Raw genomic sequence first — 14541 nt, 5'->3', positions numbered from 1 at the left:
CCAATTTTTCAAGTATTATCAGAGATCTGAAACGCGCATTGAACGCGCTGTAACACCGGTTTATTGCCTGGGGACCATCTGATGGAATTGATTGCAGAGCAGCTCAGAACCTACCCGATCATGGCACTTTTTCTGTGTCTGGGTCTTGGATACGGCGTCGGTAAATTCAAGGTTGGCAAGTTCGAACTAGGCGGCATTGCCGGAACTCTTCTGGTCGCTGTTTTTGTGGGTCAGATCGGCGGCATCAACCTCAGCACGGATGTGCAGAATGTCTTTTTTTCACTGTTCATCTTCATGGTTGGCTATAACGGAGGGCCGCAGTTCTTTGCCGCTCTGAACCGAACGGCGCTGACCAAATTGCTAGCCGCATTCATGATGACCCTTTGGGGATTGTTCTTCGTGATCGCCGTGGCCACCTGGGCGGGTCTGGACAAGGGGTTGGCAGCGGGTTTGGCCGCGGGCGGGCTAACCCAATCCGCGATCATCGGGACCGCTGGAAACGCTATTGATCTGCTTGGCCTTACGGCAGACGAGGCCGAAAAGCTGAAAACGAACATCGCTGTCGGATATTCCGTCACCTACATCTTCGGTTCGATCGGCCCCATTCTGGCGGTCAGCATCATTCCGATCATCATGCGCTGGGATCTGCGGCAAGAAGCGGTCAAGCTGGCGCAAAAACTCAGCGGCGGCGGGCGGACGCTTGAGGAAGGTGAATTCCTGCCGATGAATCGTTTTGATGCGCGCGCTTATCATGTGCAAGCTGGCGCCGCTGTTGTCGGGAAATCTGTCACTGAAATTGAAAGCGGCTATGACAGTGATATTCTGGTCGAGAAACTGATGCGCGATCGCACCCCGATGGACACCGCACCAGATACCGTAATCGCAGCCGATGACGTGATCGTGGTCTCGGGCCTTGTCGGCGCGCTGTCGAAATTTGAAAAATCTGCCGGTAACGAGGTGGGAGAATACCCGCCTGCCCTGACCATTGTGGAAGAGCGCCGGAACGTGGTTGTCACCAATCGTGCGCTGACCGGAAAAACGTTGGGTAAGCTGCGCGAGGCACTAACGGCGGATCAACGTCACGGCGTGCATATCTCGAAGATCACGCGCATGGGGCATGATGTTCCGGTGCTGCAGGATACCGAAATCCACGCAGGAGACGAGGTTAGCATCGTTGGTCACAAGGATGACCTCAACCGAGTTGCCAAGCTGGCCGGATATGTGCCGCCCTCAGCCTCTGTAACAAATTTCATCGCCTTAGGGATCGGTGTCGCGGTCGGATATCTGATTGGCGAGATCAGCTTTGTGATCGCCGGCACCAAAGTCGCGCTTGGTTCGGGGCTGGGCTGTTTGGTGACGGGCTTGATTATCGGATACCTGCGTATTCGTCGCCCCAAAATCGGTGGTATTAATCGCGGTGCGGCCAATTTCCTGCAGAGTTTTGGGCTTGCGGTCTTTGTCGGCGTTGTCGGGCTGAACGCCGGTCAGCCTGCGCTGCAAGCAATCCAGGAATACGGGATAACACTGCTGCTGCTGGGTGTTGTTGTCACGCTGATGCCGATGATCGTGCAGTTTCCCATCAACTACGTCGCTTTGCGCATCCGTAACCCCATCGAGGCTTGTGCGGTTGTAACAGGATCAAGATCGGGAAATCCAGGCTTTGCAACTCTGTTGGAAAAAGCGGGGAATTCGACGCCCACGCCAGCGTTTACAATGACCTATGCTGTGGCAAATATCTTCCTGACGCTTTGGGGACCATTGGTTGTGGCCTTCGTGCCTTGATGGTCTAGATCAGCAAAAAAACAATGACCGAACCCCATAGGGCCAGTAGAACGTTACCTACCGCATAACCCAGACCATAACCCAACGTGGGAACCTGGCTTTGCGCAGCTTCCTGAACGGCAGCCAGACCAGGTGCCGAGGTTCCTGCCCCGCAGCAGGTTCCCGCCAATATCCCTTCGTTGATCCCAAATACTCTGTGCCCGACAAAAATGGCGGTTCCGTGTGCCGCCAGCACTATGATCACTGACCCGATGATCAGAGAGGGGCCGCTTTCGACAACACCTGCAACAAAGCTGGTTCCTGACGTGATACCGACGCAAGCGACAAAGACACACAGCCCCACCGAGTCAAAAATCCAAAGCGTTGCTTCGGGAACAAAGCCAAAGGTTCGGCGGACCGACCGTAGCCAACCCGCAACCAGCCCGCCCAATAGCACACCGACCGAGGTGCCAAGCCCAAGTTCCAGCGCACCGTATTTCAAGGCAGGAATGCCGATCAAGCCGCCCAAGAGAATAAAGAACGCAACAAAAACCATATCGGTTTCATTTGTCTCGCGGTCGAGATATCCCAGCCAGGCGGCGGCATCCTCAAGATGGCTGCGGGTTCCTGCGACGGTCAGAACATCGCCCTTGTGAAGGGTCACGCCGCGAAAAACCGGCAGCCGCTCGCCGCTGCGCATAAGTCCACGTATGAACACGGTACGCGCCTGCGGATACTGGGCCAGCGCGCCTAGAGACTGGTTGACCACCTCGCTGTTGGTGACAACGATATCGCTGGTTTCGACCGGCAGGTCGAGCAGTTCCGGGTCCTCGATCTCGTCGCCCAGAACATGTGCATGATCGATCAGGTACGAGCGTAAACCCGCGATGGCGGCAATATCATCCCGCCGCAAGACCATATTCCGAGTGGTGGGCAATATCTTGTCGCCCCGCCGTATCCGATCAAAAAAGGCACGGACATGGGGCGGGACGCGGGCTTCAAGCTCGGCGACCGTATGACCCTCAAAATCCGGGTTGATACGATAAGCGCGCGCTTCAAAATCGCGGTGTCCGGGGACGGTCGGCTGCTCCTCATCATCAAGTTCGGCCTCATATTCAGCGCAAGCTTCCTTGAGCGATCGGCCGTAGAACCTTGGGGCCAATTGCGTGTGGAAAAAGATCGTGGCGATAACGCCGACGAAATAAGCGACGGCAAAGCCTGTTGCGATTTCCGCTTCGAAGACCTGTTGCGCACCGGGATCTGTACCGGTTTTCGCAAAGGCATCAATCGCCACGCCCAGCGTTGCGCTTTCCGTGACCCCGCCAGCCAGCAACCCGGCGGCAACGCCGACCGACAGTTTCATCAGCGGGGCCAAAAGCACTGCGGCAATAAGTGCGACAACACACAATAAGATGGTGATACCAATCTGCGGTAACGCGCTGCGGTTCAGCGACCGAAAGAACTGCGGACCTGTACGATAGCCGATTGAGAAAAGGAACAACAAAAAGAACGCCTGCTTGAGGTCATCGGATACAACAACCCCTGTCTGCCCGACCACAACGCCGGCCAGCAAGCAACCCGCAACGGACCCTACCTTGAAAGAGCCAATGGTGATCTTGCCAACCGCGTACCCCATGGCGAGACTGCAAAACAGGGCAAGTTCAGGATGTGCGTCAAAGATTGCGCTTATCATTCCCATGCAAGTCGCCCGTTCTCATTGCCATCCATTGTCACCCGTGCAATGGCAGACCCTTCGAGGCGCGATAGGCCTGCACGTAACCGGTCGCAACCGCCCGAACAGCGCGCCCGATCTGGCGATAGGCACTGTCGTCAAGGTTTGCAAAGGACACCCTCGCTGACCAGTTCGGCGCATCAAAGCCCGAGCCGTTCAGCAAAACAATCCCGTGATCCTGTGCCAGCTTGAACGATATATCAAGCGGATGGACGTTTTCCTTGATCCATTCGACAACGTCCTCACCGACATATTTCCGCAGCCAGAACTCAAAATCGATGATGCCATAATAGCGGTCGAATAAGGGATTGTCGGCCACTTCGACACCCAGGCCTTCGACCAGTTCGTCAAAACGATGCTTCAGGATACCCCAGCAGAAGGTTTGATATTTCTTATCTTCGTCCATCATCTCGACCAACGAGAACAGTGTCATCATCACCTGTTGCGGAACAGACAGGCCCGCTGTGTGGTTCAACGCAACGTCACGGCTGTCAGCAACAATCCGGTCGATGAACTTGAATGCATTCGGGTCGGGCGTCAGGGCCTCGTAACGCGCGTTGACAGCGGCTTTGGTCGCCTCGGGCGCGTCAGCGATCATCTTGTCGAAGATGTTGTTTTCGGCCACCAGAATGGCCCCCAAGCGCCATCCGGTGCAGCCGAAATATTTGGAGTAGGAATAAACGCCGATGGTGTTCTCGGGTAGGTGCCCCATCACTGACTGAAAGTTTGGTACAAAGGTGCCATAGACGTCATCTGTCAGGATGATCAGGTCCGGACGGCGCGTTTTGACAAACTCGACCAGCCGCGACATGACTTCGGGGCTGATCGCGACCGACGACGGGTTGCCGGGATTGACCAGGAACAGCGCCTTGACCTTGGGATCGGCCAACTGTTCAAGATCGTCATCGGTCAGTTGGAAATTGTCTTCCTCCTCAGACGACACATCCACCACGTTCAGGGCGTAATCTTCAAGTAGCGGCATTTCCAGGTAGGGGGTGAAAATCGGCGTACCAAGCGCAATCGTATCGCCCGCATTCAGCAGTCGCTGGTTCTTGAGTGCCTTGAAAATATAGCACATCGCTGCAGTGCCACCTTCGACCGTGTAGATGTCAAATTTAGCATCAGGCCGGTGACCTGCGCACATCGCCCACATGATATATTCATGTACGATTGCTTCGTTATGTTTCAGGCACCGGTCGGGCATCGGATAGTGATCCCCGATCACCCCGTCAGTCAGTTCCAGAACAAAGTCATCAGCGGTAAAGCCAAATTTCTGAATGGCAAAATCCACCGCTGACGCCAGCGTATCCGCGCCCGGTGGGCCATTTCTGCCCTCGGATTCAGCGCAATATGCCTTGAGCCTTTCATAGCACCCCGGTCCCTGCGGCATTCCGGCCAATCCAACCTGTGGTTCATTGCGATGCCGCTGTGCTTCGGTCATCGCGAACTGGCCAAGCAAAAAGAACGCCTCTCGGGCCTTTGTGGCGATCCAGTTCGGATTTCCCCGCCCCGCGTTCAGATATGGCAGGGTTGTCCTGTGCGCCTCTTTTTGCGCCAGCTTAATCAGTTCGTCCTTGATCTGAAATGGGCTCAGGTTCTCGAATTTGTGGAGGTCGATCGTCTCGGACATAGCTGCGCACCCATAGTTAAAAAAATTTGAAAATTCAGACGAATAGTAAAAAGAGAACGACGCGTCTGTAAACGGCAGAGGTGGGACGGTTTGAAATTTTTCAGATGCATCGCCGAGTCCATCCACATCGCTGGATGCCTCGGGTTGTGGGCATGAAGGCCGGTCTGGAAATGTCGGAGAACAAAAAAATCCAGCGCCATCATTACAGATGGCGCTGGATAATGTTTAACACAGTTGCGGCTTATTCAGCGGCTTGCGTCTGGGTCGTGCCATGTTTGTCGCGCTGGCTGTCGCGATATAGTGCCTTGGCCAGAGCAACCATCATCAGACCCATGACGACGGTAAACGGAAGTGCTCCGATGATCATCGCGTTGCGCAGTGCATCCATCGGGTTGTTCTCACCTGCAGCTAGGATCAGCGCACCGATCACAGCCGTCAGAATCACACCCCAGATGATGCGGTGCTTGATGCCGGTTTCCTGGCTGCCACCGGACATGATGGTGTTCATCACCAGAATACCCGAGTCTGCCGAAGTCACCAGGAAGGTCATGATCAGGATCACGCACATCACGTTCAGCATCGACAGCAGGCCACCATCGATCATGTAGGAAAGTGTCACGAACAGCTTGTTGGTGTTCGATGCGCCGATGATTGCACCTTCGGCGGCACCTGCAAGTTCCAGATCAATCGCTGTGCCACCCAGAACAGTCATCCATGCAAAGCACACCAGTGCCGGTGCGAACACACAGCCCAGGATGAATTCACGCACCGAACGACCCTTCGAGATACGCGCCAGGAACAGGCCCACGAAGGGCGAGAACGCGATCCACCAAGCCCAGTAGAACGTGGTCCAGCCGGCTTGCCAGCCGAACTGACGCCCCTGCTCACCCGCAGCATAAGCCGCGGCTAGAGTCGCTTCGTCCAGTTCTGCTGCTGCGCCTTCCAGACCGCTTTTGAAGCCGTCAAAGCTGCCCCACGCGTTGGTCGCGCCGCCCATAAGGGCGTCTGCATGCGCCTGTGCCTCGGCAGGCAGAGCCGCCGCAAAGGTCTCGGCCGACAGCGGGCCATAGGCACCAAAGCTCAGCGAGATAAAGTGGATGATGTAATCAACCATCGCCGTGCCATAGGTCGTCATGGCAAAGACGAACGAGCCGAAGATCACAAATGTGCCCAGCAGGATGATCGACAACACCAGGTTCAGGTTCGACAGGTACTTAACGCCCCGGCCAACACCCGACACTGCCGAGATGATTGACAGACCCATGATCACCAGCAAACCTGAAATCAGACCGACCTTGCTGGGGGTTGGAACTTCACCGCCCAGGTTCATGACCCATTCCATACCGGTAATAGCATAGAGGCCATCGATGAACTGGCTGACGCCGTAACCGATGGTCACAGACACGCCAAGGATCGTGGCAACCACACCCAGCACGTCAACGACATGACCCAGAAAGCCGTTCATCAGCTTGCCGAACAACGGTGTCAGTGCTGCGCGGATAGTCAGCGGCATATCGCGTGTATAGGCGTAGTAGGCCAGTGACAGGCCGGTCACAACATAGATTGCCCAGGCATGGAAGCCGTAGTGCAGATAGGTGAAGCGGTAGGCCGACTGCAGCGCTTCGGGCGAATTGCCCTCAACCGCGCCGGAAACCACCACCGGATTTGATCCCCACAGACCCAAGGGTTCGGCCGTGGCAAAGACCATCAGGCCCACGCCCAGACCGGCACCAAACATCATCGAGAACCATGAAAAGTTCGAGAACTCGGGCTTCTCGCCCGGGGTGCCCATGATCCTCTTGCCGGTCGCCGGGATGATTGCGACGACAGCCAGGAAGAAAAAGAAAAGTCCGACGATGATCACGTAGAAGCTGTTGAAGCTTTCCAGCAATCTGCTGTTCCAGCTACCCAGCGTGCTGTTGGCATTTGCGGGGAAAACCAACGCCCAAAGAACAAGAGCAACCATGATGCCCTTGCTGATCAAAGCAATCGGGACGCTGTAGTTCTCGTAGAAACCGGCATCCGCCGTATCTATCTCGAGATCCGTAAAGGGTTCAGGGACCGACATAATTTTCCTCCGTGATGCCGTGTTATTTTCTATCCTGCAGACATTCTGGAAGTCATACGCAGGTGGCTATTGCTTACATTTCTAGCGAGGTCCGTATTCTGTGAAAAGCCAGTATCTTGCGGCCTGCATATATGCTGTTTCCTTATGGAACTTCCGCTGCGGGCGGGTTTGGGCACCCGACACACGCCACGGGGTCAATGCCCCGGGGCTGTGAAACAACAGGCACGCTAGTCGTTGGGGCGTGAACGTAGAGGCGCAATTGAAATACGGTTGCGCCAGAACCGACGCATTTAATCCTGTTCACGACCCCGTGCCATGAGTCCACCTCATGTTTTACCCGTGGCAGGTTGTGCAAACAAAACAATGCTGGAGTTTTGGTATAGATAACTTCATAGTTGATTGAGTTCATTTAACCTGTAGCAACACACCTTCGTGACCTGATCATGTCGAGACGACACTACAACCTTCCGCCTCTGACCACCCTCTCTGCATTCGAAGCCGCCGCCCGGCATCTGAGTTTCAAAAATGCAGCGGATGAGCTTTCGGTGACGCCCGGTGCGGTCAGTCATCAGATCAAGGCACTGGAAGGAGATCTTCAGACTGCTCTTTTTCAACGACGACATCGCGGTGTAGACCTTACCGAAGATGGCAAGGCACTTTATGAGACACTGTCGGTATCATTCGGGCGCATTTCAAAGACGCTCGAAACCATTCGAAACCGCCGCTCAAGCGACAAGGTCACCGTCGGCTCGACCACAGCGGTGGCGGCGTTGTGGCTGTCGTCCTCGATCATCGAGTTCTGGCGAGAAACGCCGGATCTGAACATCAATCAGATCTCGCAGGATCGCCCCTTTCGAGATCGGCCGGATATCGACTTTTTCATCCGCTACGGTCGGGATATGGACGCGAAGCTGTCGCATACACCACTTTATCGGGACACGCTGGTGCCGGTAGGCACACCGGAAATGGCGGTCAGATTGCAGGAGGCGGATATTGAAACATTGGCCCGCCAACGCTTGATCCATTTGGATACCGAGGATCGGACTTGGACGACCTGGCCCGAATGGTTTCAACAACTTGGATTTGAGGGGCCGATCCCTGCGGAAAGTAGTGTGAACAGCTATTCTGTCGCCTTGCAACTGGCACGTAAAGGAGCTGGTCTGGTGCTGGGATGGAAGCGCCTTATCAGGCCAATGCTTGCCTCTGGTAAACTGGTCCAGATCGGGGAACACAGGCTGAAAGCGCCAAATCAATTCTATCTTGTCGGGCGACCAGATGAAGATCTGTCCGAAAATGCAAAAAAGCTGAAGGATTGGATCATCCGGCAAACGCATGGCCAGTCAGATTAGATCAGATCACCTGTCGATGAACATTACTGATGTTGAGGCACAAGCCGGATATCGGTCAGACTATCGCAACGCGTAACTTGATCTCAGGAGAGCCCGATGAACAAGCATAGTGTGCTTTCATCTGTTCTGGCCGATGTGAACACCGCCAACGGCCTGCCGAACGAGCACTATATCGATCCAGTCATCTTTGCTGAAGAAAAACACTCGGTTCTTTATGCAAACTGGTCCGGGATAGGGTTTGGCAAAGATGTTCCCGAACCGGGGGATGCAAGACCGGTCGACTTTCTGGGTATGCCGCTGCTGGTCGTCCGGGACCGGGACGGTGAGATCGGTGTATTTCAGAACACCTGCCGTCATCGCGGCATGATTCTGGTCGATGCGCCTAAAAAGATCGAAGGCGCCATTCGGTGCCCCTATCACAGCTGGTGCTATGATCTGAAAGGCAAGTTGCGCGCAACCCCGCATGTCGGAGGGCCCGGCCAGAACCGACATGACGACATCGACAGGGATAAGCTGGGTCTCGTCCCTGTTCGCTCATATGTCTGGCGGGACATCATTTTTGTGAATGTGGGCGGCGACGCACCGGAATTTGAAGTCGCCCATGGCGCGCTGATGGAACGATGGAAAGAGTTCGAACAGCCGGTCTTTCACGGAGGAGAGCTGTCCTCGTTCAAGCTCGAAGTCAAAACCAACTGGAAACTCGCCGTAGAGAACTATTGCGAAAGCTATCACCTTCCGTGGGTCCATCCGGGCCTCAACAGCTATTCTCGGCTCGAAGATCACTATAACATCGAAAAACAAGGGCACTTTTCCGGTCAGGGAACTTTGGTCTATCGCCAACTTACGGATGAAGATGGTGCGAAACTGCCCGATTTCGAAGGCCTGAGCGACAAATGGGATGAAGGGGCCGAATACATCGCGCTCTATCCGAACGTCCTAATTGGCGTGCAACGCGACCACAGCTTTGCCATCATTCTCGAACCAATCGATCAGGAAAACACCGTCGAACATATCGAGCTTTACTATTCCCAAAGTGAACAGGCGACGCCCGACTTGGACAAGCTGCGTACGTTGAACGCGCAACAATGGAAGGTCGTGTTCGAAGAAGATATCTTTGTGGTAGAAGGGATGCAAAAGGGCCGCCACGGCGCATTGTTCGACGGCGGGCGGTTCTCGCCTGTCATGGATGGCCCAACCCATACCTTCCATCATTGGGTGGCCTCACAGGTCGAAAAAGGCCGGTCCTGACCGCAACGCAATTGGGCACCTGAGGACCAAGAATGGATCGCAAAGCATTGGATCAGGCATTGCTAGTCGCCCATTCCCGGCAGGACAAGACCGCGTTGGTGCGTCTTTATATGCGCGCCGCAGAGGATCGCGAACAGATCGACGATACGGATGCGGCCTGTTTTTTCCTGACCCAAGCCTTTGTTTTCGCACTAGAGGCAGGGGCTGCAGAGGCTGATGAGCTTGATCAGATGCTGGCGAAACACGGTAGAGTGTAACCCCCGGGGTGCAGCGAACTCTCATTTGTTGTTGTCTGGCAACAATTAAGCTTTGAATCGAACAAAAGACCTGCAAAACATCAGTCAGCCGGTTGCACGGTGATTTTCAGGTAATTCTCATGCACAGGTGATGCATGGGCAGATCCAAAGGGGCAGGTCATGACAGTTTCCATTGCACTTCTTGGGGCGGGTCGGATTGGCAAAGTTCATGCGCAGGCTATCTCGCGCGATCCGAACGCGGTGCTGTCTGCAGTGACAGATGCGTTTCCCGAAACGGCTAACGCTATCGCGGTTCAATATGGCTGCGCCGTTCAAACGATCGAAGACATTGCGGCTGACACGTCCATTGATGCTGTGGTCATCTGCACTCCGACAAATACACACGCGGATCTGATCGAGACTTTTGCCCGCGCCGGGAAAAAGATTTTCTGCGAGAAACCCATCGATCTGAGCCTGCCCCGTGTCAAGGCTTGCCTACAGGTTGTCGAGCAAAGCGGCGCGCAGCTGATGTTGGGCTTTAACCGCCGGTTTGACCCTCATTTTGCGGCAATCAAACACCAAGTCGAATCCGGCACGCTGGGCGAAATCGAACAGATGACGATCATATCGCGCGATCCGGGCCTTCCACCTTTCGACTATATCGATGTGTCCGGCGGTATCTTTCGGGACATGATGATCCATGACTTTGATATGGCCCGGTTCTTGCTGGGTGAGGAAATCGCAAGTGTTCAGGCCACCGCGTCGGTTCTGGTCGACCCGAGGGTTGCTGATCATGGGGACTATGATACCGCAACTGTTCTAATGACCACGCCTTCGGGCAAGCAGTGCACGATCACAAATTCGCGGCGCGCCACATACGGTTACGATCAGCGGATCGAAGTCTTTGGGTCCAAAGGGTCGTGTTCCGCTGAAAACCAGCGCCCGGTTTCTATTGAGGTTGCGACCGCCGACGGCTTTACCCGCCCGCCCCTGCATGATTTCTTTATGACGCGCTATACTGATGCCTATGCGGCCGAGATCGCTGCGTTCGTGGCCTCGATCCGGGATCAGTCGGCCCCGTCCCCGTCCGGGCACGACGGAATGCAGGCGCTGGTTCTGGCCGAAGCCGCGCTGAAATCTGTCCGCGAAGGGCGCGCAATTGATCCGGCCGAAGTTCGTTAGAACACAAATAGGCTGGCAATTCGAAACCTGCACTGGACGCGATGTGAGGGAATATCTTGGCCGACCTGCTCGAAACCGTTTGCCGCACCCAACAAAGTGCAAGATATCACCTAGGTGACAGCGGCTGGCGCTATGCCAGGTTCAGGCTCTAAAGCCTTCGGCCACGGGATCTAATCTTCAGCGCGTTTGCATAGATGACGGGCAACTGGATGAAATAGTGGCAATTTCTGACGACGACGTCTTGCTGGTCCTTCGTGGCGATGTGCGCCGTACCGGTTGGAGATGTATTATCTTAACGTCGTAAAGGGACCGCTGCGCAAATGGCGCTTTGTCCCCGTCGCGAATTGGAATGGATCAAGATGCGGGACAAATAGTCATCGGCGGACGCTCAGCTACCGGCCCCGAACACTTCGGCCCGAATGTTGCGCGCAGGTACACCCGCAGCTTCGAGACCCATCCGGATATCCGACAAAAAAGACACCGGGCCGCATAGCAAGAAAACGGCGTGCGGGTCTGGGTTCAGTTCGAGCAGGCTGGCGGCCGTAATGCGGCCCTGAAAGTCATAGTCCCTACCCGCCACGTCCCCTGCATCGGGCCTGCTGTAAAACAAGCGCCGAGTTGCATTTGGTAGCTGATCGATCAAGTCGTCGACTTCGTATCTCATCGCGTGATGCGTTCCGTCTCTGGCCCCCTGTACAAACAAAATTCCCCGCTGGAAGTTCGACGCCGCCAGTTCATGCAACATCGAAACAAGCGGCGTCAGCCCGACTCCGGCGCCGACCAGAACCAGCGGCGCGGCGCCTGACGGGATCGCAAACTCCCCAGATGGGCGCGATGCCTGGATCAACGCACCTGTCTGCAGATCATCATGCAAATAGCGCGAAACCAATCCATGCGGCTCACGTTTGATGGTCAACCGATATTCCCTGGAATCGTGCGGGCTGCCTGACAGGGAATAGCTGCGCCGCGACGGGGCCGAGTGACCAGGCAATTGCACCTCGACCGGCAGATGCTGACCGGCATTGAAGGGAAGAAGTTTTTTGTCGTCTGCAGCGCGCAGATAAAATGAAGTGATTCCCTGAGCTTCGTCCACGCGGCGCGTGACTTTCAGGGTTTGCGCAAAGGCATCCGAGCGGCTCCACCGCAATGACAGGGCGTTTGGACGTTCAATGACTACCTCAATCGCAACATCGATCATACGCCGCGCGTCCGTGTCGTTGGGGCTCTGAGGATCCCAGTCGATTGTCGCCCTGCCCGAGATATGCAGCAGGCTTCCACTTTCAAAATCGACAAAGACAAGTCCGATCCTCGAGTCCGTTATCAGATTGCCGATTGTGTTGAAAAAGTTGTTCCCGGCATAATCCGGTATCCGCAGCGTGCCAGGGGATTCCACCTGAACAAAACCGGGCGCTCCGCCGCGATGGGACGCATCAAAACCCCGCGAAGGCGTTTCAGCACCCTGCATATGGCCTGATCCAATAAACAATGTATCGGCGTTGGATATGAACGCAATCTGATCCGCGCTCAGGTGATCTGCATGGCGCGCGGGGCCGGTTTGGTTCGCCGTGTGACGGTACCACTGCCGTTCATGGATATATTGTGGGCAATTGCCAAAAGTCTGCTGCACATCAACGACATATCCGGATGCGGACTTACGGAAATACCCGCTCAACCGGTTGCGGCGGCGCGTGGCCAGGTCGATGCCGAGAAATCCGGCATCAGCACCGGAATCCAGCGCCTCGGATAGGGGATCCTCACGATCCAGCCTTGTGTCCAGCGTCAGGCTGCGCGGGTCCGGCGAACGAATGAACCCATCGGCCCCATCGAGAAGTGTGACCCATGTGCGCCCCGACAGGTCTGACGCAGAAACGACCAGAAACGGCAACGCGCTGTAAAAGGCGCGGTGTTGTTCGGGCATGTGATCACGGATAAATCCACCGGCCCAGCTTGAAACGTCGCCAACGCCCGCGCGCAATTGTGCGGCGCGTTCGCCCGCGTGAAACGGGCCATCCGTCATTTTCTGTACCATGATGCTTTTCCCCAAGGGTCGAGATGGGTCGGTACCTACGCACCGACTGCCATTCTCAGGCGAGTTCCGGGATCGGTGAGGTCGCCATGCCGACAAAATTCGGCTGCGCCTCGATCTGTTTCAGCCAGCCTCGCAGGTTCGGATAGGGCGCCAAATCGACTCCACCTTCGGGGGCGTGAGCGATATAGCTGTAGCCCGCGACATCCGCGATTGTGATCGCGTCGCCCGCCAACCAGTCTAGGTCTTCCAGATGGGCTTCCATGACCTTGAACAAGGCATGGGCTTTGACCATGGCAGCCGCATGATCCAGAGGCGCGCCAAAAACCTTGACCAAGCGCGCCGCGCACGGACCGGAATAGATATTGTCAGCCGCCACGGTCAGCCAGCGTTGCACCTCGGCTGCGGTCTTGGGGTCTGCGGGCATCCAATGCGTTCCCTTGGCATAGGTTTGTACCAGATACACCAGCGTTGCGTTGGAATCCGAAAGGGTAAAGCCATCGTCATCAATCGCAGGCACCAAACCAAACGGGCTGATTTTCAGATAATCTGCGGACTTGTGTTCGCCATTGGCCATATCCAGATCGATGGTCTCATAAGGCAAGTCCAGTAGAGCCAGCATCAGCTCGACCCGGTGGCAATGGCCGGATTTCGGGTTTCGGTAGAGTTTTATCGGTGTCATCGGTATTTCCTTATTATGTCAAAGGCCAAGATCGCTCAGTCCGGGGTGGTCATCAGGGCGGCGCCCTAACGGCCAGCGAAACTTGCGGTCTTCTTCCGCAATCGGCAGATCGTTGATCGATGCGTGGCGACATGCCATGTAGCCGTCGTCGTCAAACTCCCAATTCTCATTGCCATAGGCGCGAAACCAGTTGCCGCTGTGGTCGTGATATTCATAGGCGTATCGCACCGCGATGCGGCGGTCGGAAAAGGCCCATAGCTCTTTGATCAGGCGGTAATCCAGTTCCCGGTTCCACTTGCGGGTCAGAAATTCGGCTACCTGCGTGCGCCCATTGGGAAACTCGGTCCGATTCCGCCATTGCGTGTCCGGGGTATAGGCCAAGGCAACCTTGGCCGGATCGCGACTGTTCCAGCCATCTTCCGCCAGACGAACCTTCAGTACGGCAGACTCATGATCGAATGGCGGCACGGGTTGGCGGGGTTGTTCAGAAGTCATGATTTTTCCTGTTCTGGCATGAATGGGTCGCTCAACTTTGCGTACCAGCAGAAATAGTTTACTCCGCAATTCGAATGAATATGTTCATTTTGAAATACATTATTTCTCTTTTTGATATCAATGTGAGGCAAC

At 55.5% G+C, this 14541-nt stretch carries 11 protein-coding genes; 5 read left to right on the top strand and 6 right to left on the bottom strand.

What is annotated here, in order from left to right; genetic code table 11:
• The first annotated feature begins 81 nt into the window (after positions 1 to 81).
• Positions 82 to 1782: an aspartate-alanine antiporter gene (aspT, locus tag ACR0FG_RS03030; protein WP_480889939.1), complete on the top strand. Its 1701-nt coding sequence runs from the start codon at positions 82 to 84 to the stop codon at positions 1780 to 1782.
• A 4-nt stretch (positions 1783 to 1786) separates the two neighbouring features.
• On the opposite strand, the gene ACR0FG_RS03025 is transcribed toward aspT, so the two are convergent.
• The 3 genes from ACR0FG_RS03025 to ACR0FG_RS03015 all read right to left on the bottom strand — a co-directional run bounded on the left by ACR0FG_RS03025 (position 1787) and on the right by ACR0FG_RS03015 (position 7191).
• Positions 1787 to 3460 carry an aspartate:alanine exchanger family transporter gene (locus tag ACR0FG_RS03025; RefSeq protein WP_480889937.1) on the bottom strand — a complete coding sequence of 558 codons (1674 nt, stop codon included), beginning with the start codon at positions 3458 to 3460 and terminating at the stop codon, positions 1787 to 1789.
• A gap of 31 nt (positions 3461 to 3491) precedes the next feature.
• The gene (locus ACR0FG_RS03020) at positions 3492 to 5123 is read right to left on the bottom strand and encodes a bifunctional aspartate transaminase/aspartate 4-decarboxylase (protein ID WP_480889934.1); all 1632 of its coding nucleotides are present in this window, start codon (positions 5121 to 5123) and stop codon (positions 3492 to 3494) included.
• A 241-nt stretch (positions 5124 to 5364) separates the two neighbouring features.
• Positions 5365 to 7191 (bottom strand): BCCT family transporter, encoded by a 1827-nt coding sequence (locus tag ACR0FG_RS03015; RefSeq protein ID WP_480889933.1) that lies wholly within the window; start codon positions 7189 to 7191, stop codon positions 5365 to 5367.
• 443 nt (positions 7192 to 7634) lie between these two features.
• Between ACR0FG_RS03015 and ACR0FG_RS03010 the strand changes: the two genes are divergently transcribed.
• The 4 genes from ACR0FG_RS03010 to iolG all read left to right on the top strand — a co-directional run bounded on the left by ACR0FG_RS03010 (position 7635) and on the right by iolG (position 11206).
• A complete protein-coding gene (locus tag ACR0FG_RS03010) occupies positions 7635 to 8540 on the top strand; it encodes a LysR substrate-binding domain-containing protein (RefSeq protein ID WP_480889931.1) in 906 nt (301 codons plus the stop codon).
• Positions 8541 to 8636: 96 nt separating this feature from the next.
• Complete coding sequence (locus tag ACR0FG_RS03005) at positions 8637 to 9788, top strand: aromatic ring-hydroxylating oxygenase subunit alpha (protein WP_480889930.1); 1152 nt, start codon at positions 8637 to 8639, stop codon at positions 9786 to 9788.
• A 32-nt stretch (positions 9789 to 9820) separates the two neighbouring features.
• Entirely contained in the window at positions 9821 to 10045 is a 225-nt protein-coding gene (locus ACR0FG_RS03000; protein ID WP_480889928.1) for a hypothetical protein, read from the top strand.
• Positions 10046 to 10204: 159 nt separating this feature from the next.
• Positions 10205 to 11206: an inositol 2-dehydrogenase gene (gene iolG, locus ACR0FG_RS02995; protein ID WP_480889926.1), complete on the top strand. Its 1002-nt coding sequence runs from the start codon at positions 10205 to 10207 to the stop codon at positions 11204 to 11206.
• Between the two features lie 388 nt (positions 11207 to 11594).
• On the opposite strand, the gene ACR0FG_RS02990 is transcribed toward iolG, so the two are convergent.
• Genes ACR0FG_RS02990 through ACR0FG_RS02980 form a run of 3 tightly spaced genes read right to left on the bottom strand, consistent with a single transcriptional unit; the run spans position 11595 to position 14409 of the window.
• Positions 11595 to 13235, bottom strand: coding sequence for an FAD-binding oxidoreductase (locus ACR0FG_RS02990; protein WP_480889925.1), 1641 nt, complete (start codon positions 13233 to 13235; stop codon positions 11595 to 11597).
• A 55-nt stretch (positions 13236 to 13290) separates the two neighbouring features.
• Positions 13291 to 13914, bottom strand: a complete 624-nt coding sequence (locus ACR0FG_RS02985; protein ID WP_480889923.1) for a glutathione S-transferase family protein — start codon at positions 13912 to 13914, stop codon at positions 13291 to 13293.
• 18 nt (positions 13915 to 13932) lie between these two features.
• Positions 13933 to 14409 carry a nuclear transport factor 2 family protein gene (locus ACR0FG_RS02980; protein WP_480889921.1) on the bottom strand — a complete coding sequence of 159 codons (477 nt, stop codon included), beginning with the start codon at positions 14407 to 14409 and terminating at the stop codon, positions 13933 to 13935.
• Between the last annotated feature and the right edge of the window lie 132 nt (positions 14410 to 14541).

It is taken from the genome of Ruegeria sp. E1, assembly GCF_056534225.1.
This window is presented reverse-complemented; position numbering and strand designations above follow the sequence as displayed.

Coding starts and splice junctions, on each gene's coding strand:
- aspT (WP_480889939.1), top strand. CDS start 82: ATGGAATTGATTGCAGAGCAGCTCAGAACCTACCCGATCATGGCACTT.
- ACR0FG_RS03025 (WP_480889937.1), bottom strand. CDS start 3,460: ATGGGAATGATAAGCGCAATCTTTGACGCACATCCTGAACTTGCCCTG.
- ACR0FG_RS03020 (WP_480889934.1), bottom strand. CDS start 5,123: ATGTCCGAGACGATCGACCTCCACAAATTCGAGAACCTGAGCCCATTT.
- ACR0FG_RS03015 (WP_480889933.1), bottom strand. CDS start 7,191: ATGTCGGTCCCTGAACCCTTTACGGATCTCGAGATAGATACGGCGGAT.
- ACR0FG_RS03010 (WP_480889931.1), top strand. CDS start 7,635: ATGTCGAGACGACACTACAACCTTCCGCCTCTGACCACCCTCTCTGCA.
- ACR0FG_RS03005 (WP_480889930.1), top strand. CDS start 8,637: ATGAACAAGCATAGTGTGCTTTCATCTGTTCTGGCCGATGTGAACACC.
- ACR0FG_RS03000 (WP_480889928.1), top strand. CDS start 9,821: ATGGATCGCAAAGCATTGGATCAGGCATTGCTAGTCGCCCATTCCCGG.
- iolG (WP_480889926.1), top strand. CDS start 10,205: ATGACAGTTTCCATTGCACTTCTTGGGGCGGGTCGGATTGGCAAAGTT.
- ACR0FG_RS02990 (WP_480889925.1), bottom strand. CDS start 13,235: ATGGTACAGAAAATGACGGATGGCCCGTTTCACGCGGGCGAACGCGCC.
- ACR0FG_RS02985 (WP_480889923.1), bottom strand. CDS start 13,914: ATGACACCGATAAAACTCTACCGAAACCCGAAATCCGGCCATTGCCAC.
- ACR0FG_RS02980 (WP_480889921.1), bottom strand. CDS start 14,409: ATGACTTCTGAACAACCCCGCCAACCCGTGCCGCCATTCGATCATGAG.